This is a genomic window from Shewanella sp. HL-SH2, assembly GCF_051164935.1.
GTDB lineage: Bacteria > Pseudomonadota > Gammaproteobacteria > Enterobacterales > Shewanellaceae > Shewanella > Shewanella glacialimarina.
Genome location: NZ_CP195035.1, coordinates 69349 through 91321, shown reverse-complemented (window position 1 = coordinate 91321; position 21973 = coordinate 69349). Strand labels below are relative to the sequence as shown.

Below are 21973 nucleotides of genomic sequence, written 5' to 3'. Positions count from 1 at the left end.
CCTAGGGATTTATATGACCATCAATCTACTGAATAAACTTACCGCGTTAACGCTTATGCTCAGTATGTTTTTACTGGGTGGTTGTATTCGAACCCCTGAATGGACGTTATTTTATTTTGCGGATGCCACCGATAAAACCGATCTTACCTTAAAGCATGATGTTATTAATGGTTATTACGACACGCTTGAGCAATGCCAAGCGAAAGGTTCAGGTCTGCTGCGTATTCAAGGCATATCGATGACAGAAAATGTTGATTTTATTTGTGGTCAACAATGCCAAACGTTAGATGATAATCAAGTAGATTGTCAGCAATCTGTTAGTGACAAAGACTTTTTGAAGCAGTTGTAGTTAGGCACCATTGTCAGGTGCAGCAATTGTTGTTAACAGAGATTGTAATAAGGGTTTCATCATGCGCTTTAAGCAGGATTTTTTTGAACAATTAGAAGGTTTTTATAGTCAGGTATATCCGCAAGCCATTTCTAACCCGCATTGGTTAGGGTGGAGCGATGACGCCGCCGCATTAATTGGTTTAGATAAACCCAATGATGAATTATTGATGCAGCTTTCGGCTAATCATGCCGCAGAAGGCGCCACTTATTATGCTCAAGTGTATAGTGGCCATCAATTTGGTGGTTACACGTCGCAACTAGGTGACGGGCGCTCGATTATTTTAGGTGAGGCTATTGGCCCAGATCATGCCTGGGACGTGGCATTAAAAGGCGGCGGGCCAACACCTTATTCACGCATGGGTGATGGCCGTGCGGTAATGCGATCAGCGGTGCGAGAGTTTCTTGTGTCTGAATCTTTAGCGGCATTGAATGTGCCGACATCTCGTGCTTTAGCTGTTATTGGCTCTGATTTACCAGTGTGGCGCGAAGGTCAAGAAACCGCTGCAATTACAGTTAGGCTGGCTAAAACTCATATTCGCTTTGGTCATTTTGAGTATTTCAGTTATACCGGTAAAGGCGATAACACCAAGCTAACACAGCTGGTGGACTTTACTATTAAGCAGCATTTCCCCCATTTATCGACAGACAACGCCGGCTATGTGCAGTGGTTCAGTGAGGTGGTTGCCGCGACCGCTAAAATGGTTGCCCATTGGCAAAGTGTTGGTTTTGCCCATGGTGTTCTCAACACCGACAATATGTCGATTTTAGGCGACAGTTTCGATTTTGGCCCCTTTTCATTTTTAGACACGTTCAAAGAAGATTTTGTCTGTAATCATTCGGATCATGAAGGTCGTTATGCATTTGGTCAACAACCAGGTGTGTGTTTCTGGAATTTACAACGGCTTGCCCAGGCACTGACACCGCTGATAGCGTCTGATGATTTAGTCCAGGCATTGAATCAATACCAGCGCCATTTAATCGATCATTATTTATTACTGATGGGTAATAAATTAGGCTTACCTATATTTGAGTTCACTCAGGGGCAGTCAAGTGATGCCGCTAAAACTGAGCAGCAACAACAAGACTTGCAGTTAGTGGATAAGTTCACCTCTTTACTTGAAGCCAATCAATTAGATTACACTAACAGTTTACGTCGCTTTGGTGAGTTAGACTTAAACAGTCAACATGCCAGTTTACGTGATGATATGATTGATTTAGCTAAGTTTGATCAATGGTTTGCAGCTTACCAGCAACGTGTTGGTAAAGTGGATGATGTCGTCAATTGGCAGCAGGCGAGAAACGCCGCTAATCCAAAGTATATTTTGCGTAACTACCTAGCCCAAGAAGCCATTATTGCCATTGAAGAAAATGGCGATAACACTAAGCTAGTGCAATTACATCAGTTATTACGTCAGCCCTTTGCCGAGCAACCAGAAATGGCAGACTTTGCTAAACGTCCACCCGACTGGGGACAGGGCTTAATTATGTCGTGCAGTAGTTAATTGAGAAGTGAAATGAACATAGAGTCAGCCACGTTAGACCACGAAAATTTAAGTTTATTAATTAGTGCTAACATTAATTTTGAGCAATTTGCCGATTTTGCCGAACCATTAGCAGCGGCATTAGATTGCCAGATCCGTGAGCGTCAGTGGGGCGCTGATCGTCATCAATGGCTATTGGATTTTGAAGGCAGTCAGTTATGGCTGCATTATGAGTTTTATGGTGACATTTGCTGGCTAAGCACCGAACGCCAAGATGAGTTCGACGTGCTAGTGTATTTACATCGCTTACTACAGCCCTATATTCAGTCTTAATGACTAACCTAATGCGATCAGAAAACAACAATAAGCGAATAATATGAGTGAACAAGCTACAGAATTTCATTACCAAGCGTTAACACCTGATTTAATTCTTGATGCCATTGAAAGTATCGGCATTTATCCTGAAACAGGCTTACTAGCATTAAACAGTTATGAAAATCGGGTATATCAGTTCCGTTGTGATGACGCCAAACGTTATGTGGTGAAGTTTTATCGCCCTAATCGTTGGACCGATGAACAAATTCAAGAAGAACATGACTACTCACTCGAACTGGCTGAAAACGAAGTGCCTGTTGCTGCGCCACTGATCATAAATGGCCAGTCGCTACACCATTATAAAGGCTTTCGCATGGCGTTATTTGACTCCATTGGTGGGCGTGCATTTGAGGTCGATAATCTTGAACAGTTAGAGGCTGTAGGGCGCTTTATTGGCCGCATTCATCAATATGCTACTAGGCAGCCATTTGTGCACCGTGAAGTGCTAAATCCGCAAATTTTAGGGGTTGAGCCGTTAAATTATTTACGTGAAAGCGGTATGGTAGCCCCTTCGATGGCCAACGCATTTTTTACTGTAGTAGAGCAAGTGCTGGACAAGACGATGACTATTTGGCAACGTCAGTCGTTTAGCCATATGCGTTTACACGGTGATTTACACCCAAGTAATATTCTATGGACACCCAGTGGCCCAGGATTTGTTGATTTAGATGATGCAAAACAAGGCCCCGCGGTGCAAGATATTTGGATGATGTTAACCGGTGATCGCCAACAACAAACATTGCAGCTGGATATTTTACTTGAGGGATACCAAGAGTTTGCTGATTTTGATACACGCCAGTTAAGTTTAATTGAGCCTTTACGGGCACTGAGAATGATCAATTACAACGCTTGGCTGGCTAAACGTTGGAAAGATCCGGCATTTCCAATGAACTTTCCATGGTTTGGGGATCTCAAATACTGGGAGCAACAAACACTGGCATTTAAAGAGCAATTGGCCGCATTAGATGAAGCGCCATTGAGCTTATTTTAAACACCCTACAGTGGTGAAGGTTAAATAAACTTCATTTTTACTGGTTGGTGTAAATTGTTACAAATACAATCGAGCTATGATTATGAATTTAATCAATACTGAAGGTAAGATGTCAGCATTGATTTATGGTCAACCCAATACATTACCAATATATGCGCTACGCAAAAGGAACTAAAATGAAAAAAGCATTATTAATGGCTGCAGCATTACTGTTTACACCATTGGCTGCAACAGCAGCAGATTACCAAGAAGGTGTGCATTACACTGTGATTAATGAAGGTCCTGGTTCTGCTAAGCCAGAAATTACCGAGTTTTTCTCATTTTTCTGTGGTCATTGTTATAACTTCTCTAAAACCGTTATTCCAAACATTAAAAAGACGTTACCTGAAGGGGTCGCGTTTAATCAGTCCCATGTCGAATTTATTGGCAGTGAAATGGGCGTAGAAATGTCGCGTGCTTTTGCGGTAGCTCACCAATTAAAAGTAGAAGACAAAGTTGAGCCTGCTTTGTTTGCCGCTATCCATGAAAAGAAGCAAAGCTTCGCCAGCTTAAATGATATTCGTTTATTGTTTATTGCCAATGGTGTTGAAGGTAAAGATTTTGATGCAGCAGCCAATTCATTTATGGTTAATGCGCAAATGTCTAAAATGAAACGTGATGCGACTAATGCTAAAATATCTGGTGTACCGTCATTAGTGGTTAACGGTAAATACCGTGTTGAGACTGGTTCAATCAAATCTTACGATGAGCTGTTAGATATCGCTTATTACTTAGCGCAAATGAATAAAAAATAGTTATTCATTATCCTAAAATAAAAAAGGGAGCTTAGGCTCCTTTTTTGTTGGGTCATGTAAAACATAAATAACAGGCAAAAAAAAACCGTACGCTTTAAAAGCTGTACGGTGCAGAGCTAAATAGCTCTGTATACCCTGAGTAACGTGAAAGATAATACCAGCACGTCAAAATATTGGCAAGTGACATTTTTTTGTCACTTGTGTTTTTCTGCCATGTGAATAAAGTTTCATCAAAAAAGTGTGTTCGGATGCAACTTTGCAGATGCATTGCGGTCAAATAACATGCTTATAGGATTTATAAGCATGTTAAGTCATGCTCTAGGGTTGTTTATTTAGGAAGATGTTTATTAAATCAAGCATCAGAGAATTAAAACATCTGTAATGAAATTATCTGGTTTGACAGTTATTGATGGTGTTAAGTGGCTTGAACCTAATTTAAGCATCAATTAAGGGTGCATTATTTATACTGGTTATGGTTCGGAGTGTATCTAGATAAAGCATTAATCTTGATAAACAGTAGGCTTCGAAAAGCGATTAACTTCAATAAAGAGTATTCCAGAGTAACTAGCTGATAACCAATTGCTACATAACTATTGGTTAGCTATAGAGTTACTCGTTAATAGTACCGACAAGGAGGCGATATGAGAATGTTCCCTGTTTATGCCCCTAAACTTATTGTTAAACACGCAAGAATTTTTTTCAGTGGCGTGATTTGGGTCAAAGATTTAGGTCGTTTAGAATTTAGCTGCGGAAGGTTTTTATTGCCGAAAAAAAGCCTACCACAGGTGAGGCAGGCTATTTTAGAATTAAATGCGCTAATTGAATCACAACATGATCAACCCGCGTAAATTTTAATATTTAATTAAATTTCGCTATTTAATAAACCAACAAGACCGTTGACCTTATCACTCCATGAGTTTAGGTCTTGTTCTAACTGTTGGTTTTTTTCTGATAGTGTTACATTCTTTTGCTTCTCTTCTTCAAGCTCCATTTTTAGTAGCTCAATGTTTTCAAGAGTTGCCTGGATTTTGGTTTCCAGTTGGGACAATAATTCAAGGCTCATGGGGAGTCCTAATGGTTTCTGGATGTAAACCTCATTCTAGCAGTGACAGCCCCCTGTGGAATAGTCTTAATCGCTAAGTGGGCAAAAAATAAACTAAATTTAATACTATTTTTACGTTTAAGCCTATCTTAGGTCAAACCTGTTCATATCACTCGATAAATTCAACTTAGATAGACCCATTGTTGCTAGCAAAAAAGCCAATGTTCATGATACTTTTTATATTCAATTAAATCATGATGGCGACAACAGCACGATGATCAACCGAATCGATGTCAATCAACGTATGAGCAGTATTGTTATACACAATAAAACCGTTTATTTATGCGGCCAAGTTGCAACCGATAAATTTGCTGATATCACCACTCAAACTCACACTATGTTAGCTGAGGTTGACGCCTTGCTTATTCAAGCCGGCAGTCAACGTGATCATATTCTGTCAGCCACAATCTACCTTAAAGATATGCAAGATTATGACGCCATGAATCATGTTTGGGACAATTGGCTACCCAAGGGCCATGCACCGGCTAGAGCCTGCGTTCAGGCGGCAATAGCAGAACCCGAATACCTGGTTGAAGTGTCAGTGATTGCCGCTGTGATGGCGTAAAAGATGGGATCTGTTTTAGCTGTAAAAAGCTTATTTGAAACAAAGTACTGATGCTTGTTACGTTGAATTGACGTAATCTGCGCAACAATAGAGACGGTAAACTTGACTTTATTTACCGCTCTCAATAGTCTTCAAGCTCAGTTTTTAAGGTGGTATGCAATGGATATAAAATATAATTTAAAACCCGCGTCAGAGCGCCGCACTGAGCAGTTTACTCCCGAAGGTAATGTTGGCTTTGGTAAGCTACGTACCGACCATATGTTTATGATGGATTATCGTGACGGCCAGTGGTGTGATCCTCGCATTGTACCTTATGGTCCTTTTGAAATGGCGCCAGGTGCGATGACCTTGCATTATGGGCAGTCTATTTTTGAGGGCGCTAAAGCCTTTATGCATCAAGATGGTGAAATTTACACTTTCCGTTTAAACAAAAATGCCGAGCGAATGAATCGTTCAGCGGATATAGTGTGTATTCCTAATATTGATGAGCAAACTCAATTAAATGCCATTAATAGCTTAATTGATGTTGATAGGAAGTGGTTTCCGATGCAAGACGGCGCATGTTTATACATTCGTCCGTTTATTTTTGCTACAGAAGACCGTTTATCAGTTAGTCCGAGTCAGCAATACACCTTCTGCGTTATTTTAAGTCCATCAGGTGCTTATTATGCCTCAGGTGTAAATGAAGGCATTCGCTTACTTATTACCACTAAGTTCCACCGTGCGGTATCAGGTGGTACTGGGGCATCGAAAGCCTCTGGTAACTACGCTGCATCATTACGTGCAGGTAAAGCGGCAGCTGAATATGGTGCAGCACAAGTGCTGTATCTGGATGCGAGTAATAAGCAAATCGAAGAAGTGGGTGCAATGAACCACTTCCATATTTTAAAAGATGGCACCGTGATTATTCCTCAGTTTACTGACACCATTTTAAAATCGATTACCTCGCAATCGATTCTTGAATTGGGTGCGTTACTGGGTTGTGAAGTACGTCAGGAAACCGTGATGTTAGATAAATTCATTGCCGATATAGAGTCGGGTGAAATTGTTGAAGCCGGTGGTTTTGGCACGGCTGCTGTGGTGTCGCCAGTGACCTCATATATTTTTGAAGATCACCGAATTGTGACGGTTGGTGATGGCAAAGTGGGCCCGAATATTAAAAAGATTTATCAAGTCTTTACCGATATTCAAAAAGGTAATATACAAGGCCCACAAGGCTGGGTGAAGCGTGTTGAAAAGGTTGCGCCTTAGGGCTTGATGATTACGCGCTACCTGAGTTAAATAATAAAATCCGATATCAGTGATGATGTCGGATTTTTTATTTATTCACGTTTCACTGCGTCAATACCGCTTTGGCCAAAGTTGCAAAATCGACGAGCTAACAATCGCATTTGTGAATTAGCATCACGATAGTGATGCTTTTTATAAGGCATAGTGGCACTCTATTTATTCTCTGAGTTTTCGGTTTAGTCAGAGTCTGTTAGGCTTGTTTTTTGGGACTTACCATAGAATGAATTAGGCTTATTTTAGTGTGATTTAAGAGGCAATTATGATTTTGATTACCGGTGCAAGCAGTGGGTTAGGGGCGGCATTAGCTAAATGTTACCTTGATGATAACGAACAGGTGATTATTTCTGGGCGTAATAAAACGCGCTTGAATGCCTTAGCACAAGGGACAAACATCTCCGTTATCAGTGCCGATTTAACCTCTGATACCAGTGTTTCAGCCCTTTTTGATCAGCTTGATCAGGCTCAACAAACTCAATTTAGATTAAACACGGTTATTCATTGTGCTGGCAGCGGCTACTTTGGCAACATTGATACCCAAGATGCGGATTCGATATTTAGCCTTATTCAAAACAATGTTACATCGGCCATTTTACTGGTGCGTGAATTAGTTAAACGCTACCGTCATCAAGCCGTCAATGTGGTGATAGTGATGTCTACAGCAGCATTAGCTGCTAAGGCTGGCGAATCCACTTATTGTGCAGCTAAATGGGCCGTACGCGGTTTTATTGAGTCAGTTAGATTAGAGCTAAAGGATTACCCAATGAAAATTATTGCGGTATATCCTGGGGGAATGGATACCGGCTTTTGGCCGACAAGTGGTAAAACCCTAGATACCTCTAGCTTTATGAGTGCGGATGAAGCCGCCAGTATGCTAAAACACGCGTTAGTGAGTACTCAGCATGGTTATGTTGCCGATATTACCATTAATCGAGGTTAGCCGGAGATAATAATTTGTTTAGAGTAATCGTTAGTTTTTCGGCGACCAAAAATCGTTTTCAGTACGCGAAGGCGTTAACGTGATTCTAGTGCCTCTATTCAAATAAGTGGTACAGGCAACGCGTAAAAGAGAGCTAAAATTATTGATTTCGCCGCGTTTAATAATGACTTCACGATAAATGCGGGTGAGAAATTCGGCGATAGACAAATCGGCTTCTTCAGCGATTTGCTGCACAATCTGCCAAAATACCGCTTCAAGTCGAATACTGGTCACCACACCGTCAATGCGAATAGAGCGGGTTTGTGATTCAAAGAGTTCAGGTTCTGCTCCAGAGTAGATTTCACACATATGATGATCCGTCACGTTGGCTTATTAGTGCCCATCGTGACGGATTATATTTGCTAATGCAATCCAAACTTTACACTTTAAGCGCTGATTATTAGCGAGTTAACAATAGATTAAATTGTGCTAACCAATCTGGATGTGCCGGCCAAGCTGGCGCGGTGACAAAGTTACCATCAGTAATGGCTTCGGTAACGGCTATCTCACAGTATTCACCACCGGCCTGTGTTACTTCAGGGGCGCAAGCTGGGTAAGCTGATATCTTTTTACCTTGAACTACATTGGCGGCCGTTAATAGCTGGGCACCATGACACACAGCCGCAATCGGTTTATGACTTGCTGCAAAAGCTTGTACTAACGCAATGACTTTTTTATCAAGACGAAGGTATTCCGGCGCGCGGCCACCTGGGATAAGCAAGGCATCGAATTGAGGTTCGAAAATGTCATTGAAATCGCCATTTAATGCGAATAAATGCCCAGGTTTTTCGGTGTAGGTTTGATCGCCTTCAAAATCATGGATAGCGGTTTTAATGGTGTCACCTGCAGATTTATTTGGGCACACAACAGTGACTTGATGCCCCACCATTTGTAATGCTTGAAACGGCACCATTAGCTCGTAATCTTCAACAAAATCGCCTGCAATAATAAGTACTTTAGCCATAATAAACCTCCTGTTAAATTGATATTCCTTTGCAACTTTACTCGGTTAAAAATCAGGGTGGTAGTAACCCAATACTACAAGGTGAGAGGGAAGGTTTGCAGAGTGGATATTGTTTAATTCAGCAGTCTTTTTGCCGAAAAGAATAAAAAAAAGTAGCACTGAGCTATGTCAGTGCTACTTTTCTCTCAACATTATTTTTAACCAGCAGCATATTTAATCAATATTAGTTACAGTGACATCGACGCGCGTTAGAAAAACCCTAACGGATTAATATCGTAACTGACCAATAAATTCTTAGTTTGTTGATAGTGATTTAACGCCACTTTATGGGTTTCTCGACCAACACCCGATTTTTTGTAACCCCCAAATGCAGCGTGGGCAGGGTACATATGATAACAATTGGTCCATACTCGGCCTGCTTCAATCTTACGTCCCATGCGATAAGCTAAATTCATATCACGGGTCCACACGCCTGCGCCTAAACCGTATTCAGAGTTATTCGCCAGTGCCAATGCTTCAGCTTCATCTTTAAACGTGGTTACCGAAATCACCGGGCCAAAAATTTCTTCTTGGAACACCCGCATATTATTAGTGCCTTTTAGCAAGGTTGGCTGAATATAAAACCCTTTTTGGTAGTCGCCATCAATCGCTTCTATGTCACCGCCCAGCAAGACTTCTGCACCTTCATCTTTGCCAATAGCAATATAGCTCATAATCTTATCGAACTGTTCTTGGGAGGCCTGAGCACCAACCATGGTTTCAGTATCGAGTGGATTACCGCGTTTAATCGCTTTGGAACGTTCAATGATTTTGGCAATAAATTGCGGGTAAATATCTTCTTGGATCAACAATCTTGACGGGCAAGTACACACTTCACCTTGATTGAAAAATGCCAGTACCGCGCCTTCAATGCATTTGCTTAGGTACGCATCTTCAAAATCAAATACATCTTTAAAGAAGACATTGGGGGATTTACCGCCTAGCTCAACGGTTGAGGGGATAATATTTTCTGCGGCGCACTTCATAATATGTGAGCCAATAGGCGTTGAGCCGGTAAAGGCTATCTTAGCAATACGTTTGCTGGTGGCCAGCGCTTGGCCTGCCTCAGCGCCATAACCATTGACAATATTGAGTACACCAGCAGGCAATAAGTCACCCACCAGTTCCATTAACACTAAAATAGACGCTGGGGTTTGCTCTGCTGGTTTTAACACCACGCAATTTCCTGCTGCTAATGCGGGAGCTAATTTCCAGGCGGCCATTAATATCGGGAAATTCCACGGAATAATCTGGCCCACAACCCCTAAAGGTTCATGAATATGGTAAGACACAGTATTGGCGTCAATTTCAGCCGCACTGCCTTCTTGTGCTCTTAAACAACCTGCAAAGTAGCGAAAATGGTCAACCGCGAGGGGAATATCTGCATTTAATGTTTCACGCACAGCTTTGCCGTTGTCCCAGGTTTCAGCAACAGATAATAAGGTTAAGTTAGCTTCCATACGGTCAGCTATTTTGAGTAATATATTCGAACGCTCAGCGGCTGAGGTAGCTCCCCACGACGCTTTTGCTCTGTGAGCAGCATCTAAAGCCAAATCGATATCGTGTTGATCAGAGCGCGGAATTTGGCAGAAAACTTGGCCATTAACTGGGCTGATGTTATCAAAGTATTTGCCATTTACCGGTTCGACCCATTGGCCACCAATATAGTTTTGATAAATCGATTTGAAGGTTATCACTGAGCCTGTTTCACCGGGTGCTGCGTAAATCATAATACTTTCCTCTAATTGTATTTGTTGGATTACTAATTAACCTAGAACAGTTATAGGAAAGTTTACTATTCTGAAAATCCATAGCTGTTGACTCACAGTACAAATAATTATCTGACCTGTGTTTTATGCGTTGCGCCAATAGTAAGGATTGTTGTACGGAATTGTCGTATGGGGTTGATAAGCGGGATTGTTATATCGAATAGATGTAACCCTGCAATAGGTGGCAGACATGATAAATGGATTTTTACAGCAAAAGCGCGCAGCGCCTCAAGTGCTGGTTGAGAATAAAATTAGCTTTGCAGGGCCAGAGGTAGAGCTGAGTATTTATGATACGTTTGAGCAAGCGTCCCGCGTAGCGTTGAAGTCAGATCAATTATTGTTTTGCGGCATGGTAACTGGCAAAAAAGTGATGCATTCGGTTGATGATTATGAGGCGGCTTTTTATCCCCATGAGTCTTTTATTATGGCGCCAAATCAGGCGGTAGAAATAGACTTTCCTGAGGCTAAAATTCATCAACCGACAACCTGTTTAGCAATAGAAATTTCGACTGACCGTGTGCAAACAATTGCCAATCAACTGCAAATGCGTACACCTATTAATAAAAGTTATGGTGATTGGCAATATCAGCAATCCTTAGTACACACCCATCATAACGAGCAAACCCAAGCTTTGCTTGAGCGCATGGTGCATATTTTTACTGAAAACGAAGTCGACAGAAATTGTTTAATTGATTTAGCCATTTCAGAATTGGTGATTCGTTTGTTACGTTTTCAAACTCGGGATTTTTTGTTGTGCCACAGTGAGAAAGACCCTGAGTTTAATGGGCTTAACTCGGCGTTGCAGTATATTAAAAGTCACTTAAATGAAGCACTTAATATCGATGCCTTATGTCGCCAGGCTTGTATGAGCCGGAGCAAATTTTTTCATCAATTTAAAATCCATTTTGGCTGCACGCCAATGGCGTTTCAGCAACAGATACGCATGAAACAGGCGGCCAAATTAATTGCCCAGGGGCAGCAAATTACTCAGGTGTGTTTTTCGCTGGGGTATCACAGTGCAAGTCATTTCAGCCGCTTGTTTAAACAGTGTTATGGCATAAGCCCCAGTGACTACAAGCTGCGTCACTTAAACAGTTAACCAAATCATCTCTTGTGTATGGTTGCTTAGCTGTTGTAATCGTTTTCAGCGGCTAACAGCGCCAGTGCTTTTAAGGTTAAGGTTTCAGAGTAGGCATTTATTTTAGGATGCTCTGGGCTCCAGCCTTTAATAAAACGATGAAAGTCAGCCCAGGCAATGGCGTATAGCGGTCGCCATGTGCTTTCGAGTTGTGCTGAATTGATAGCAGGGTGGTAGTGCGCAACGCTGGTGGTTAATTGCTTGAAATAAAAATCAAGATACTGATCTACGGCTTGCTCTATGCTCGCTGTGGGTTGATTAAATACCATCACACTACTGAGTAAATAGGCCACATCTTTCATGCCGCAGCCTTTGCCAATGTATTGAAAATCGACCGCAGCCGCCTTAGTTGAGTCAGGGGTAAAACAAAAGTTGGCTAGCTTTGCATCTCCGTGTACTAAGGTTTTAAACGGGCAATTATTAAGGATGCTATCTAACGAAGCAGCCGCATTTTTGAGTTTATCATCTTGTAATACCTCAAGTTCATCTGGCCTTGTCGCTAAGTGCCAGTATGTGCCAATCGGCCATAATCCCTCGCCAGTATGCTGCATAAATCGGCCATGAAAATGAGCCAGCCAGGTTAAACAGGCCTGAATAACCGATTGTGTTGGTTGGGGGTTAACACGATTGAAACCGAGTACGGCTAAATCTTCTAAAATGAGCAGTGTCTCGTGGTCAGTTGTTTCAATCCATAGACATTTTGGTAGACAAGAATCAGCCGTACAGAGATTGGCGTAATGCAGATACCAATAACTTTCTATTTGATACGATTGGAGTTTCCGCTGGTGTGATAAATCAGTGGCCCAGCCTCTGGGATGAGTTTTGGGCTGTGGGAATTGAATATGTTTAACAATGACCGATGCACAGTGATAACCCGTCAAATAGACTCTAACAAGCTCACCATAACCGCCCCAAAGTGATTGAATCGTGTCAACATGGGAGACGCTTTGCGCGCCAAGGGTGTTAACGATTTTTGCTAACTGTTGTGATTGCATATTACTTTGGCATAACCGGGCGGGATAAATCAAACCGATTATCTTCGGTAACTGTGTAATACGCGGTTGGGCCGCCTGCTCTCATAACGGGTTCAGCGAGTGTGGTTTGATAGATACCATTGTCATCAATCAGGTGATTGGCGATATGCACCGCAATGACTTCACCAAGCACTAGCCAGGTATCAATATCTTGGCCATTGGCATCTTTTAATTGAATGCATTGGGTTAACTTGCATTCAAAGTTCACCGGACTTTCCGCCACTCTGTCTACCCCAATCAATTTACTCGGTGCAGGGGTTAAGCCCGCAAAGGCAAACTCATCTTCACCGTGGGGTAAAGCCGCCGATGTTTGATTCATTTTTTCAGCTAATTCACGGGTGGTTAAGTTCCACACAAATTCGCCGGTTTCTACAATATTGGCCACGCTGTCTTTCCAAGCTGTGCTGGCAAAACCGATAATGGGCGGGGTGTAATTGAAACAGTTAAAAAAGCTATAGGGCGCAAGATTGCGTTGGCCTTTGCCATTGCGTGATGAAATCCAGCCTATTGGGCGTGGACTGATAATGGCATTAAGCGGATCGTGGGCTAACCCATGGCCTTCACTCGGTTGATAAAAATAGCGATCGTCTTGAGCCATTAGTCAGTTCCTTATTGTGATGAATGTTTGTTTTTTGAACATTTATGATCCAGCTCCCGCCTTTTTGTTGCGAACAGCCTAATATTAAATCATCAGAGTGATATCTAGCATACAAATTGGAGATTAGCATGCAAATGACATTGCGATTTTTAGGCGCGACACAAGAGGTTACTGGATCTTGTCATCTAATTACAGTTAACCAGCAATCTATATTACTTGATTGTGGATTAATTCAAGGTGGCAAGGCGGATGAGCTGCGTAACCGTGATCCATTTGATTTTCGGCCTGATCTTATTAGTGCCGTGGTATTAAGTCATGCCCATATTGATCATTCAGGTCGCTTACCGCTATTAGCAAAGCAAGGGTTTACTGGCCCAATTTATACCCATAAAGCCTCGGCAGAGCTGTGCGCTATTATGTTAAAAGATGCCGCTATGCTGCAAGAGCGAGACACCGAGCGGCAAAATAAAAAACGTGCCAAAAATGACTTAACACCGCTTGAGCCTTTGTTCACCCAGGACGATGTTGAACAGGTCTTAACCCAGTTTGTTGCCCTAGAATACGGCCAACGTTTTGCGGTAACAGACGATATCGAAGCGACGCTATCCGATGCGGGTCATATTTTAGGTTCTGCGGTAGTCGAGCTTTGGTTGGGGCAGCAACCTGAGCAAAAAAAGCTGGTGTTCAGCGGGGATCTTGGCCGTGAAGGCATGCCAATTCTGTCAGACCCCACCATGATAGAACATGCAGACTTAGTTATGATGGAAAGCACCTACGGCAACCGTCAGCATCGAAGCTGGCAAGATACCCTGACAGAGCTTAAAGGCATCTTTGCCACTACCATTCATAAAAGCCGTGGCAATATTTTACTGCCAGCTTTTTCAGTGGGACGGGCGCAAGAATTACTGTATTTATTCCATATTTATGCCAAAGAATGGGATTTATCGCGCTGGCGAATTTGTCTTGATAGTCCGATGGCAATTAAAGCAACCCAGGTTTATGTGAATAACTATCCATTGATGGATGAAGACTTTAAGCGTTTTACTCGTTTATCGCCTGGGCAACATCCCTTATTATCTACCGCCGAATTTACTAGCAGCACAGAAGAGTCAATCGAGCTTAATGATATACATGAAGGGCTAATTATTATTGCCGGTAGTGGCATGTGTAATGGCGGTCGCATTCGTAACCATCTAGCCCATAACCTTGCGCGCAAGGGCACCGATATTATTATCTGTGGCTATCAAGCTTTAGGTACTCCAGGGCGTCTGCTCGTCGATGGGGCTAAAGAGCTAACTATTCACGGTCAAAGTATAAAAGTGGATGCCAAAATTCATACTATTGGTGGGCTTTCTGCCCATGCTGATCAGGCCGAACTCTTAAGTTGGTATCGTCATTTTGTTGGCAATCCTCCTGTGGTCTTAGTTCACGGAGAGCCTGATTCACAAAAAACATTGCTTGAGATGTTAAGTCAGGACCCGCAATTAGCTCCCAAAAAAGGGGTAATTGTTGAAAAGGGCAACTGTTTAGACTTGAATGCCTTACCTGAATTAGTATGGGTACCTAGTTAATGAGGTCAGTTATGTCCAGATAGTCTTAGGCCTTTACACTTAAAAAGCGGAGATTTTATGACTCTGTAAATGGATTTTAATGTGTTAGCTTGTTAAATAACCTTTACTGACATGTTGAAATCAAATGCTGATATATAAGTTATTACCGTCCTCTGCAATGGCTTGTTTGCAGGGGTCATTGCTTGCGTTACCTATTATTCTTAATCCTGCGTTTGCTAACGCAAATGTGCCATTATCTAGCAGCGTTAACAAAGCCTTACCACAATTAGAATCGCTTTATATTCACTTACACCAGAACCCTGAGTTGTCGTACCATGAAAAAAATTCCAGCGCTCGAATGGCGCAGGAATTAACCCGTCTAGGATTTACCGTGACCGAAAATTTTGGCGGTTACGGCGTGGTTGGGATACTCAAAAATGGTAAAGGACCGACTATTATGATCCGCGCCGATGCCGACGGTTTACCCATTATTGAACAAACAGGCAAATCCTATGCCTCTAAGGTAACCACACTTGATGCCAGCAATAATAAAGTGGGTGTAATGCATGGCTGTGGCCATGATATTCACATGACTAGCTTAATTGGTACGGCGCAGCAGTTAATGCAACATAAAGCCGATTGGAAAGGCACGCTTATGATGGTCGCTCAACCTGCTGAGGAAGTGGGCGGTGGTGCTAAAGCCATGTTAAAGCAAGGCTTGTTTAGCCAGTTTTCAACCCCAGATGCCGTATTAGGTCTGCATGTTAGTGCGACAATTCCCGCAGGTAAAGTCGGTGCCATTAGTGGTTATGCCCTGGCAAATGTCGATTCTGTCGATATCAAAATCAAAGGTAAAGGTGGCCATGGCGCATACCCACACACCACAATAGACCCTATTGTCTTAGCCGCGCGCACTGTGATGGCACTGCAAACCATTCCGAGCCGTGAGATATCTCCACTTGAGCCCAATGTGGTCACAGTGGGGTCTATTCACGGCGGATCAAAGCATAATATTATTTCTAATGAAGTGATGTTACAGCTAACGTTACGCTCATATAATCCTGATGTCCGTGAGCAACAAATCGCGGCGATAAAAAGGATAACTAAAGGCATAGCCATTAGCGCGGGTTTGCCAGAAGAGCTGATGCCTGAAGTGAATGTGCATGATGATGAAACCATCCCCTCTACCTATAACGACCCGATGTTAGCGGCAAAAGTGAAAGCCAGTATTGAAGCTGAAATTGGTGCAGACAATGTGCTCGTTGCGCCACAAGTTATGGCCGGTGAAGATTTTGGCTTATACGGCAGGACTGCCGAAAAAGTACCTATCACTTTATTCTGGTTAGGCGCAGTTGAGCCTCAAATATATGCCGATAGCGTGGCTAAAGGAGACACTTTACCGTCACTGCATTCAAGCCAATTTGCCCCAGATTATCGGTTAACTATCAGCACAGGGGTGAGATCAATGACCCGAGCTGCGATAGATTTGTTTAATCAGTAAATCTAACAATGCCTGCATATGCAGGCATTTTTATTTCAGCTATTTTTTATAATAAGTGGTTATAATGCCACGAAATCACTCATTCATTATCGAGCTCCCATGACCATTATTTTTACCACCAATGTCGGCGATATTCACATCGAACTCGATATGGAAAAAGCCCCAGTTAGCGCGAAAAACTTCATCAGATACTGCCAGGAAGGATTTTATGATCAGACTATTTTTCACCGTGTGATTAAAGGATTTATGATCCAAGGGGGTGGATTTACCGCCGACATGGCTGAAAAACCCACTCATGATCCGATAGCCAATGAAGCGAATCGTGGTTTAAGTAATGTATTAGGTACCATTGCAATGGCACGCACAGATGCACCGCATTCAGCTACTGGGCAGTTTTTTATCAACACTGCTAACAACAGCTTTCTAGATCATACCGCCACCACTAACAATGGTTGGGGTTATGCTGTGTTTGGCAAGGTCAGTGCAGGTATTGAGGTGGTGAAACAGATTGAAAAGGTTAAAACGGCAACGATTGCTGGCCATGAAGATGTACCCAAAGAGCCAATTATTATTGAGTCGGTGACGATAACCAACTAAGCATAACGAGTGAGCATCACAGCGGCTAAATAAAATTCATTACCGATTGAGGGGACTCGATTCGGTAGTGGGTTGGCGTTATTGAGATAGACCATAATTACCTAATATAGGCAGAATGTTACGACAGATTGTTACAGGCTGTTACCAAAAACCTTGTCACTATTACCACTAACTTTTACTCACAGCTTCATTCCGTTATCTATTGATGATAAAACTAATACATCATACTAATTTAGGTGTAGATAAGTATGTGCTAATAGCTGGTTTATCGAGAAAGAAGGTTTATCGAGAATACTATGCCGCTTACAGATACAGAATTTAAATCTTTACAGCAAGCTAAACAGTTGCTTGAAAACCCTGGGCTGGCGGCTAAGTTAACCGATTACATCGGCGCGCCTATTGAAAAAGGCTTTGCCTTGCTGCCAAAAAGTATTAGTTCAACAGTGACTAAAGTCACTCAAGCTGCCTTGATGAAGGCAAGTCAAGCTGCCTTGTATACCTTAAAAAATCAGCCAGGGACGCACTCATCTAATAAGTTACATAAACTGGGCGTAGCAATAAGTGGTGGCGCAGGTGGTTTTTTTGGCTTGAGCGCGATAGCTATTGAACTGCCAATTTCAACCACCATTATGCTACGTTCAATTGCCGATATTGCTAGAAGTGAAGGTGAAATCATCACTGAACCTGAAACACAACTTGCCTGCTTGTCTGTATTTGCTTTAGGTGGAAACACAGTTGACGATGATCAATCTGAGCAAGGCTACTTTGCTGTGCGCACCGTATTAGCGAACTCTATTGCGGAAGCCGCCGAGTATGTTGCCAGTAAAGGGATTTCAAAAGAAGCGGCTCCTATGTTAGTTAAATTAGTTGCCTTGATTGCGGAACGTTTTGGCATACAAGTGACTCAAAAGATGGCTGCTCAGGCTGTGCCTGCTATTGGCGCTGCCGGTGGGGCGGTCATTAACACTCTGTTTATTAGTCATTTTCAAGACATGGCTCGAGGGCACTTTGTTGTTAGGCGTTTAGAGCGCAAATATGGCGTAGCACTTGTGCGTAAATGGTATGACGACATTGAACTAAAGCTCTAAACGATTATGGCCAGGCAGGTGCTATAACAATACAAGTAGCAGTAAGCAGCATTACTTTAGTCAATAACCTAATAATCAAGATCAAAGCGGTACGCTTTGTTTCAACCAAGGATAGCCATAATAATGAGATTGAACTCAGCCATAAAAGGGATAGTGTACAGTGCGTTAGCTTTAGTCGGTTTACATGCTAATGTAACCGTCGCGAAAGATAAATTAAGCTTTTTAGAATACACCATTGATGCCGATATAGAACTGGTTCAGCCTGCTATATCAGCCAATATTATGGACAATGAAGGCAATGAACTTATTGTCATTGGTGTCGATGATAATGCCCAACGTTGGCTATATATTTATGGTTTTAAGCAAGAAAAATTAAGCTTATTAGACAAACAACCATTAAGCCAAGCACTGTTTCGCTACGATGTTTATCAGCCTGAAGATGACAGTCAGCAATTACAATTACAAAAACTGTACTTTTTAAGTGCCGACACTTTGTGGCAATACCAAGTTGGCCATCCTGCGTTAGCGTCAATATCTGAGCAGGCTACGCAAAGCCAAATCAGTAAAGCTGCCAGTATTAGTTCAATAACCTTAACTCCCCAAGCTGATTTCATCTCCCGTGGAGAATTTGTTAAAGACATCAATAATGATGGCATTGCCGATATTGTTTTAAGTGACTTTAAAGCCATGCATATACTGCTAGCTAATAATGATCCCGCCACTGAAATACAGACCTTTATCACACAGTCTTTACCTTTATTACCCAATATTGAATTAACCGATAATGGCGCACAATATAGTCAACCAACCTTGTATTTTTCCGACGCTAATTTTGATAACCGAGACGATATTATTAAAGTGGGCGAGGGATTATTAGAAGTCTATTTTCAGCAAGATAACGGTCAGTTTTTGTTATCGGCGACATTTATTCCTGTGAGTCAGCCTATCAGCGGAGTGAACTGGTGGAATAAGCGTGACATTTATGGCGGACAATTAGATCAAAGTAATTTGATGCACCGTAAAGTTGAAAAACTCGACGATATTAACGGTGACGGAATAACAGATTTAGTGGTGCGCTATACCAAAAGCAGCGGTGTATTTGATAAAAGTAACGATTACGAGGTGTATCTTGGCCGTAACAAGGACAATACCCTCAGTTTTGGCCGTAAACCTACCAGCGTTATTCGGGCTGAAGGCACATTATCTGGACTCAGTTTTGTTGATTTAGACAAAGACAACATAGATGAAGTATTGGTGTCGGGTTTTGATATTGGCGTGTCACAAATTGTTGGCGCATTGTTATCTGGTAGCATTGACCAAGATGTGTATGTGTTCAAAATGAACAGTGAGTTTCAATTTCCCAAACAGGCTAATGTGGCTAAAGAAGTTGAATTAAGTTTTAGTTTAACCTCAGGCCAAACCGGTGAGCCTGTTATTACCCTAGGCGACTTAAATGGTGATGGTTTTCAAGAGTTACTATTATCGGATACCGAAAAACGTTTAAAAATATTTCAAGGCCAAAGTGGTGAGTCACCATTTTCTAGCCGCAGTGATGAGTTGGAATTTACCTTACCTCAAAAAGGCTCGCTCGTGTCTGTGACCGACATTAATCACGATGGTAAAGATGATCTATTGGTTCATTATGGCCGCCAGGATGATAAGGCCTTGCAGCGCAAAATATTGGTATTTATCGCCGAGTAATATTTAGCGAAAATGTGTTAAATGTTAGTTGTAGGCTGATTAAATCATCTCCAAAAGATTGAATCTAATTAGCCTATTTTTGTAAATACAGTCCAAAATTTGAAATTTATTGATCTTGTTTCCCGTCTCACCAAATCAAAACTGAGTCTGTTCACAGGTTCACAATATCAAGCAGTTTTACTGGTTTGTTAACTATTTCGCTGTCATCTTAATATGTTGTATTTTAGTTAAATAAATAATGACACCGCTGTCATTTTTGTGGTCTAGTAGTGCAATAAATTTACAAAATACGACTCCAGTATTACGATAAACATGAGGTTTCCCTATGACATTGAAAACAAAAATAATCTTGTTTGCTACCTTGCTATTTGTGTCTAATCTAGGGATTGCTCTGGGCGGTTTACGTGCATTATCAGACTCTAGTCACAGTGATAATATTGCCCGTATTAATCAATTAATGAAAAGTACTGCAAATATTGTGGCTCAATTTGAGCAATTTCAACTATCGGGTGAACTCAGCGAAACGCAAGCTAAGGCATTAGCCATCCAAGTGCTGCGTGAGAACAAATATCACGACTCTGAATATGTTTATGTGGTTGATAATAATATGGACTTTGTTGCCACACCGCATGATCCGCAATTGCATGGAACTAGCTTTAATGACTTTGTTGATGCAGATGGCAAAAGCATTGGTCAAATGGTACAACAACTCGTAGGTAACCAAACTAGCAAGATTTTGACCTATGAATGGACGTCAGAGAGAGAAGGTGAAGTCGTTGCATTAACCTCTGTTGTTCAACAATCAGACTTATGGCATTGGTATGTGGGGACTGGCATCAGCTATGCTGAAGCGGACGCAAGATATTGGTCTGTCGCCAGTGGCTTATTAAGTTTTGCGATTGTTGTGGCAATTATTTTATCGCTTAGCTTGGCTCGATTTGGTTTTAAATTACGTCACTCGCTAGGGGCAGAAATTGAGCAAGTACATCAATTTGTGTTAAGTGTATCTCGGGGTAATTTACGCCAGCATCAAGCCTTCTCTGCCGCACAACGTGATAGTGTGGTGGGCGCAATGAATTATATGCAAGTTGGCTTGCAGGGCGTAGTGAAAGGAATTAAAAGCGTTACTGACACGCTTCATCAGCAGGCAGATGGCTCAGCTAAACGCTCTAATGAGCTAGATCAACTGACGCGGGCAATGCATGATGAAACGCAAATGGTGGCTTCAGCGATTACTGAATTAACCGCATCGTCTGCCAATGTTGTTGAACATGCTAGACAGGCCGCACAGTCGGTTAATGCCGCAGAGCAGCAAGGTATTAATGCCCATAGACTTACCCAAGAATCAGCTAAAACGATTTCGCTATTAGAAAACCAGATTGAAAGCGCGGGTAAAAACATTCAAGTGTTAGACGATGAAGTGAATAACATCGCCAGCGTATTATTAGTGATTCAAGGCATTGCTGAGCAAACCAATTTATTAGCATTAAACGCCGCTATTGAAGCTGCTAGAGCTGGCGAGCAAGGGCGTGGGTTTGCCGTGGTAGCAGATGAAGTTAGACAACTAGCGCAGCGCACCCAAACTAGTACTGAACAGATTAAGCAAATGATTGATAAGCTGCAAAAGGCGACCCAAGACGCCAAGGCTTCTGTGGTAGAAAGTATTGCGACCAGTGAAGAAACTGTCACCAAGTCAGCACGGGTCACCGACGAGCTTAAAAATATTGCCCAGTCATTATCTGATATTGCCCATATGAGCCAGCAAATATCTCAAGCGGCTACCGAGCAGTTAGCTGCCGGCGAAGACTCTGCACAGCGCATTGTAGTTATTGCAGACATGGCTTCTAAAACTAATACGGTTTCTGAACAGGCTCACAGTGTCAGTGAAGATGTCAAACAGCTCACCTACAGTTTAGAGGCTGAGATTGAGAAATTCGAAATATAAACAATTATCTATGTGATAAAAAGGCTGCTGATTAGCGGCCTTTTTATTTGTGTCTATTGTAAAAGTGACTCGCAGTAAAGTACTC

General features: G+C 42.1%; 22 protein-coding genes. 16 read left to right on the top strand and 6 right to left on the bottom strand.

Annotated elements, in window-relative coordinates:
* Positions 1–13: 13 nt before the first annotated feature.
* The 6 genes from ACRWP9_RS00305 to ACRWP9_RS00280 all read left to right on the top strand — a co-directional run bounded on the left by ACRWP9_RS00305 (position 14) and on the right by ACRWP9_RS00280 (position 4879).
* On the top strand, positions 14–349 hold the full coding sequence (locus ACRWP9_RS00305) for a hypothetical protein (protein WP_434927357.1): 336 nt from the start codon (positions 14–16) through the stop codon (positions 347–349).
* Positions 350–410: 61 nt separating this feature from the next.
* Positions 411–1892 carry a protein adenylyltransferase SelO gene (locus tag ACRWP9_RS00300; RefSeq protein WP_434927356.1) on the top strand — a complete coding sequence of 494 codons (1482 nt, stop codon included), beginning with the start codon at positions 411–413 and terminating at the stop codon, positions 1890–1892.
* 12 nt (positions 1893–1904) lie between these two features.
* Positions 1905–2204: a DUF3630 family protein gene (locus ACRWP9_RS00295; protein ID WP_434927355.1), complete on the top strand. Its 300-nt coding sequence runs from the start codon at positions 1905–1907 to the stop codon at positions 2202–2204.
* Positions 2205–2247: 43 nt separating this feature from the next.
* Complete coding sequence (locus tag ACRWP9_RS00290; RefSeq protein WP_434927354.1) at positions 2248–3237, top strand: serine/threonine protein kinase; 990 nt, start codon at positions 2248–2250, stop codon at positions 3235–3237.
* Positions 3238–3413: 176 nt separating this feature from the next.
* A complete protein-coding gene (locus tag ACRWP9_RS00285) occupies positions 3414–4031 on the top strand; it encodes a thiol:disulfide interchange protein DsbA/DsbL (RefSeq protein ID WP_434927353.1) in 618 nt (205 codons plus the stop codon).
* A 641-nt stretch (positions 4032–4672) separates the two neighbouring features.
* Positions 4673–4879, top strand: coding sequence for a DUF1107 domain-containing protein (locus ACRWP9_RS00280; RefSeq protein WP_434927352.1), 207 nt, complete (start codon positions 4673–4675; stop codon positions 4877–4879).
* Positions 4880–4893: 14 nt separating this feature from the next.
* On the opposite strand, the gene ACRWP9_RS00275 is transcribed toward ACRWP9_RS00280, so the two are convergent.
* Positions 4894–5094 carry a cell division protein ZapB gene (locus tag ACRWP9_RS00275; protein WP_434927351.1) on the bottom strand — a complete coding sequence of 67 codons (201 nt, stop codon included), beginning with the start codon at positions 5092–5094 and terminating at the stop codon, positions 4894–4896.
* A 253-nt stretch (positions 5095–5347) separates the two neighbouring features.
* On the opposite strand from ACRWP9_RS00275, the gene ACRWP9_RS00270 reads away from it, so the two are divergent.
* The 3 genes from ACRWP9_RS00270 (at position 5348) to ACRWP9_RS00260 (ending at position 7925) form a co-directional block, all read left to right on the top strand.
* Positions 5348–5698 (top strand): RidA family protein, encoded by a 351-nt coding sequence (locus ACRWP9_RS00270; protein WP_434927350.1) that lies wholly within the window; start codon positions 5348–5350, stop codon positions 5696–5698.
* Positions 5699–5857: 159 nt separating this feature from the next.
* The gene (locus ACRWP9_RS00265) at positions 5858–6949 is read left to right on the top strand and encodes a branched-chain amino acid aminotransferase (protein ID WP_434927349.1); all 1092 of its coding nucleotides are present in this window, start codon (positions 5858–5860) and stop codon (positions 6947–6949) included.
* 298 nt (positions 6950–7247) lie between these two features.
* Positions 7248–7925, top strand: a complete 678-nt coding sequence (locus tag ACRWP9_RS00260) for an SDR family NAD(P)-dependent oxidoreductase (protein ID WP_434927348.1) — start codon at positions 7248–7250, stop codon at positions 7923–7925.
* Positions 7926–7955: 30 nt separating this feature from the next.
* Here the strand turns inward: ACRWP9_RS00260 and ACRWP9_RS00255 are convergent, their stop codons facing one another.
* From ACRWP9_RS00255 to exaC, 3 genes are all read right to left on the bottom strand, one after another.
* Positions 7956–8273, bottom strand: coding sequence for a ribbon-helix-helix domain-containing protein (locus tag ACRWP9_RS00255; RefSeq protein WP_434927347.1), 318 nt, complete (start codon positions 8271–8273; stop codon positions 7956–7958).
* 91 nt (positions 8274–8364) lie between these two features.
* Positions 8365–8928: a DJ-1/PfpI family protein gene (locus ACRWP9_RS00250; RefSeq protein ID WP_434927346.1), complete on the bottom strand. Its 564-nt coding sequence runs from the start codon at positions 8926–8928 to the stop codon at positions 8365–8367.
* 248 nt (positions 8929–9176) lie between these two features.
* Positions 9177–10697: an acetaldehyde dehydrogenase ExaC gene (gene exaC, locus ACRWP9_RS00245; protein WP_434927345.1), complete on the bottom strand. Its 1521-nt coding sequence runs from the start codon at positions 10695–10697 to the stop codon at positions 9177–9179.
* Positions 10698–10926: 229 nt separating this feature from the next.
* Here exaC and ACRWP9_RS00240 point away from each other — a divergent pair, with 229 nt between their 5' ends.
* Positions 10927–11835, top strand: coding sequence for an AraC family transcriptional regulator (locus ACRWP9_RS00240; protein WP_434927344.1), 909 nt, complete (start codon positions 10927–10929; stop codon positions 11833–11835).
* A 26-nt stretch (positions 11836–11861) separates the two neighbouring features.
* On the opposite strand, the gene ACRWP9_RS00235 is transcribed toward ACRWP9_RS00240, so the two are convergent.
* Positions 11862–12869 carry a phosphotransferase gene (locus ACRWP9_RS00235; protein ID WP_434927343.1) on the bottom strand — a complete coding sequence of 336 codons (1008 nt, stop codon included), beginning with the start codon at positions 12867–12869 and terminating at the stop codon, positions 11862–11864.
* 1 nt (position 12870) lies between these two features.
* Complete coding sequence (locus ACRWP9_RS00230) at positions 12871–13506, bottom strand: flavin reductase family protein (RefSeq protein WP_226412907.1); 636 nt, start codon at positions 13504–13506, stop codon at positions 12871–12873.
* 128 nt (positions 13507–13634) lie between these two features.
* Between ACRWP9_RS00230 and ACRWP9_RS00225 the strand changes: the two genes are divergently transcribed.
* The 6 genes from ACRWP9_RS00225 to ACRWP9_RS00200 all read left to right on the top strand — a co-directional run bounded on the left by ACRWP9_RS00225 (position 13635) and on the right by ACRWP9_RS00200 (position 21888).
* On the top strand, positions 13635–15077 hold the full coding sequence (locus ACRWP9_RS00225; RefSeq protein ID WP_434927342.1) for an MBL fold metallo-hydrolase RNA specificity domain-containing protein: 1443 nt from the start codon (positions 13635–13637) through the stop codon (positions 15075–15077).
* Positions 15078–15201: 124 nt separating this feature from the next.
* A complete protein-coding gene (locus ACRWP9_RS00220; RefSeq protein ID WP_434927341.1) occupies positions 15202–16557 on the top strand; it encodes a M20 metallopeptidase family protein in 1356 nt (451 codons plus the stop codon).
* A 99-nt stretch (positions 16558–16656) separates the two neighbouring features.
* A complete protein-coding gene (locus ACRWP9_RS00215) occupies positions 16657–17154 on the top strand; it encodes a peptidylprolyl isomerase (RefSeq protein WP_434927340.1) in 498 nt (165 codons plus the stop codon).
* Between the two features lie 296 nt (positions 17155–17450).
* Positions 17451–18242: an EcsC family protein gene (locus ACRWP9_RS00210; RefSeq protein WP_434927339.1), complete on the top strand. Its 792-nt coding sequence runs from the start codon at positions 17451–17453 to the stop codon at positions 18240–18242.
* Positions 18243–18365: 123 nt separating this feature from the next.
* Positions 18366–19943 (top strand): FG-GAP repeat domain-containing protein, encoded by a 1578-nt coding sequence (locus ACRWP9_RS00205; RefSeq protein WP_434927338.1) that lies wholly within the window; start codon positions 18366–18368, stop codon positions 19941–19943.
* 325 nt (positions 19944–20268) lie between these two features.
* A complete protein-coding gene (locus ACRWP9_RS00200) occupies positions 20269–21888 on the top strand; it encodes a methyl-accepting chemotaxis protein (protein ID WP_434927337.1) in 1620 nt (539 codons plus the stop codon).
* Positions 21889–21973: the final 85 nt, after the last annotated feature.

Coding starts and splice junctions, on each gene's coding strand:
- ACRWP9_RS00305 (WP_434927357.1), top strand. CDS start 14: ATGACCATCAATCTACTGAATAAACTTACCGCGTTAACGCTTATGCTC.
- ACRWP9_RS00300 (WP_434927356.1), top strand. CDS start 411: ATGCGCTTTAAGCAGGATTTTTTTGAACAATTAGAAGGTTTTTATAGT.
- ACRWP9_RS00295 (WP_434927355.1), top strand. CDS start 1,905: ATGAACATAGAGTCAGCCACGTTAGACCACGAAAATTTAAGTTTATTA.
- ACRWP9_RS00290 (WP_434927354.1), top strand. CDS start 2,248: ATGAGTGAACAAGCTACAGAATTTCATTACCAAGCGTTAACACCTGAT.
- ACRWP9_RS00285 (WP_434927353.1), top strand. CDS start 3,414: ATGAAAAAAGCATTATTAATGGCTGCAGCATTACTGTTTACACCATTG.
- ACRWP9_RS00280 (WP_434927352.1), top strand. CDS start 4,673: ATGAGAATGTTCCCTGTTTATGCCCCTAAACTTATTGTTAAACACGCA.
- ACRWP9_RS00275 (WP_434927351.1), bottom strand. CDS start 5,094: ATGAGCCTTGAATTATTGTCCCAACTGGAAACCAAAATCCAGGCAACT.
- ACRWP9_RS00270 (WP_434927350.1), top strand. CDS start 5,348: ATGATCAACCGAATCGATGTCAATCAACGTATGAGCAGTATTGTTATA.
- ACRWP9_RS00265 (WP_434927349.1), top strand. CDS start 5,858: ATGGATATAAAATATAATTTAAAACCCGCGTCAGAGCGCCGCACTGAG.
- ACRWP9_RS00260 (WP_434927348.1), top strand. CDS start 7,248: ATGATTTTGATTACCGGTGCAAGCAGTGGGTTAGGGGCGGCATTAGCT.
- ACRWP9_RS00255 (WP_434927347.1), bottom strand. CDS start 8,273: ATGTGTGAAATCTACTCTGGAGCAGAACCTGAACTCTTTGAATCACAA.
- ACRWP9_RS00250 (WP_434927346.1), bottom strand. CDS start 8,928: ATGGCTAAAGTACTTATTATTGCAGGCGATTTTGTTGAAGATTACGAG.
- exaC (WP_434927345.1), bottom strand. CDS start 10,697: ATGATTTACGCAGCACCCGGTGAAACAGGCTCAGTGATAACCTTCAAA.
- ACRWP9_RS00240 (WP_434927344.1), top strand. CDS start 10,927: ATGATAAATGGATTTTTACAGCAAAAGCGCGCAGCGCCTCAAGTGCTG.
- ACRWP9_RS00235 (WP_434927343.1), bottom strand. CDS start 12,869: ATGCAATCACAACAGTTAGCAAAAATCGTTAACACCCTTGGCGCGCAA.
- ACRWP9_RS00230 (WP_226412907.1), bottom strand. CDS start 13,506: ATGGCTCAAGACGATCGCTATTTTTATCAACCGAGTGAAGGCCATGGG.
- ACRWP9_RS00225 (WP_434927342.1), top strand. CDS start 13,635: ATGCAAATGACATTGCGATTTTTAGGCGCGACACAAGAGGTTACTGGA.
- ACRWP9_RS00220 (WP_434927341.1), top strand. CDS start 15,202: ATGCTGATATATAAGTTATTACCGTCCTCTGCAATGGCTTGTTTGCAG.
- ACRWP9_RS00215 (WP_434927340.1), top strand. CDS start 16,657: ATGACCATTATTTTTACCACCAATGTCGGCGATATTCACATCGAACTC.
- ACRWP9_RS00210 (WP_434927339.1), top strand. CDS start 17,451: ATGCCGCTTACAGATACAGAATTTAAATCTTTACAGCAAGCTAAACAG.
- ACRWP9_RS00205 (WP_434927338.1), top strand. CDS start 18,366: ATGAGATTGAACTCAGCCATAAAAGGGATAGTGTACAGTGCGTTAGCT.
- ACRWP9_RS00200 (WP_434927337.1), top strand. CDS start 20,269: ATGACATTGAAAACAAAAATAATCTTGTTTGCTACCTTGCTATTTGTG.